The sequence below is a fragment of the Streptomyces sp. UH6 genome, assembly GCF_013421635.1.
GTDB lineage: Bacteria > Actinomycetota > Actinomycetes > Streptomycetales > Streptomycetaceae > Streptomyces > Streptomyces abyssomicinicus.
In genome coordinates this window covers 1-1,915 of the sequence record NZ_JACADT010001051.1, presented here as the reverse complement: position 1 = coordinate 1,915, position 1,915 = coordinate 1, and the positions used below count along the sequence as shown (strand labels likewise).

The following is a 1,915-nucleotide window of genomic DNA, read 5'->3' as shown; positions in this document are numbered from 1 at the left end:
GGGGCCCCGCCCGCGTCCTCGGCCGGCAGCACCAGCCGCAGCACCGCGGGACAGCCCGTGTGCACCACCGCGTTGGTCACCAGCTCGGACACGAGCAGGATCACCGTCTCGGCCAGCGACTCGTCCGCGTCCATCCCGGACCCCGCGAGCCGCGACCGGGCCCATCTCCGGGCCCTCCCCACTTCCGCGGGGTCGGGCCGGATCTCCAACTGCACTTGAAGCACCTGCACCGCTCACACCATCCGAACCGGCGGACACGACACGGAATCACGGACTGTGACTCCCTTGTTGCACAGCATGGTTGACACTGCGTCACCCCAACAAGCGCTTCGGGCATATTCCAGCGCGAAGGAGTACCCGTGCGGCATACTGTGCGACGACTCCCGCCGTACGAGGCGTCCTCGCACTAGGGCCGTTGGGCCCTGGCATCTCTCGCATTTCACCCAAGGTACCCGAGCGCGACGGGGCTCCGGGCGGGCGGCGGATCCGGTCACCCGCACCCTCGCGTCAACTCTCCGTGACCACCGCACGACCACGGTGCGTGACGTGCGCTTCGTGACCACGCAAGGGTGAACACCCACCGCGGGGCGGCCGTCAACGGGTCCCCGCATCCGGCGTGTTGCACCGCGTCACCATTCCTCACCCCGCGCTACGCCGACATCGGGCGGACGTCCTCGTCCAGCGCCGCCTCGGCGTCCGGGAAGACCTCGAAGAGCCGCCGCACCCCGAGCGCGCCCAGCACCCGGTTGACGTGCGACCCGTCCTCCGCGCCCGCGGCCGGGAGCACCAGCCGGAGCCGGCCGCCGCAGGACCGCAGCAGCCGCCGGGCGGCGATCAGCACGCCGACGCCGCTGGAATCGCAGAAGAAGACGCCCGAGAGGTCGACGACCACGCTGCGATGGCCGGCCGCCACCGCGTCGTGCACCCGCCGGCGCAGTTCCGGCGAGGTCATCAGGTCCATCTCGCCGGACACCCGGAGCACCACCCACTCGCCGTGCCCGGTGCCGGTCACCGTGAACGCCACATCATGCCCCTAACTCGCCGGAGGCGGTCTCGTGGCAGCGCCCCTGCCCCACCCCGCCTCCATGAAACACAGGGCCCAATGAGGAAAACCAGACATCGACCGGCCACATCCAGGCTCATTCGATCGAAAATTCTCACACAACGGTCAGTTGGGTTCATTGGCGGGGGACAAGGTGGATACCACCCGCCCCGGAGTACCGGCCGCGCGACCCTTACCACGTGGGACCGCTCCCGTGGCGTGGGTTTGCCGTAAAGAGCCGTGCGCGGCACGGGGTGCCGACTACATTCGGCGGAGAGGGGTCCCGCGGAGCGGCGAGCGGGACGGAACCGAACGGGGCACGGGGGCGGCAGGAGGAGGCACTGTGGCGGTCGCCACGGACGGACCGGTCCGCGCGGACCGGAAGACGCAGCAGCGGCTGGAACGCGGTGAGGCCGCGGCCCTCGGCGAGCTCTACGACCGGTACGCCTCCCTCGTGCACGGCCTGGCCAACCGGGTCCTGGAGGACGAGCGGGCCGCCGACGCGGTGACCCGCGAGGTCTTCGGCCACGTCTGGGAGAACCCCTCCGGCTACGACCACCGGAAGGGCCCGCTGCGGACCTGGCTCGCCGAACTGACCCGCACCATCGCGGTGCGGCGGCTGCACGCCGCCGGGACGGCGGAACTGCGGCGCCGGGGCGCCGACCCGGAGGACCCCGAGGCCCTCGAGGCCGTCGAGGAGCTGGAGGCGAGGGTCCGGGAGGCGGCCGTCGCCGCCCGCGCCGACTACATCGTGACCTCCATGCCCGCCCCGCTGCGGGCCGCGCTCGACCTGGCCCACCACCACCGCCGGGACTACCGGCGCGTCGCCGCCGACCTCGGGGTCACCGAGGAGGAGGCCCGCCGCCGGATCCG

Annotated in this window: 3 protein-coding genes; 1 reads left to right on the top strand and 2 read right to left on the bottom strand. The window is 72.3% G+C overall.

The features are described from left to right. Together HW445_RS33860 and HW445_RS29035 are read right to left on the bottom strand one after the other, a co-directional pair. Window positions 1-230, bottom strand: a 230-nt coding sequence (locus HW445_RS33860) for an ATP-binding protein (RefSeq protein ID WP_374939714.1), incomplete at its 3' end; no start/stop codon positions are given. A 419-nt stretch (window positions 231-649) separates the two neighbouring features. Further along, window positions 650-1,024 carry an STAS domain-containing protein gene (locus HW445_RS29035; RefSeq protein WP_180223819.1) on the bottom strand — a complete coding sequence of 125 codons (375 nt, stop codon included), beginning with the start codon at window positions 1,022-1,024 and terminating at the stop codon, window positions 650-652. A 361-nt stretch (window positions 1,025-1,385) separates the two neighbouring features. Between HW445_RS29035 and HW445_RS29030 the strand changes: the two genes are divergently transcribed. Further along, on the top strand, window positions 1,386-1,915 hold a 530-nt coding region (locus HW445_RS29030; protein WP_180223818.1), incomplete at its 3' end, for a sigma-70 family RNA polymerase sigma factor.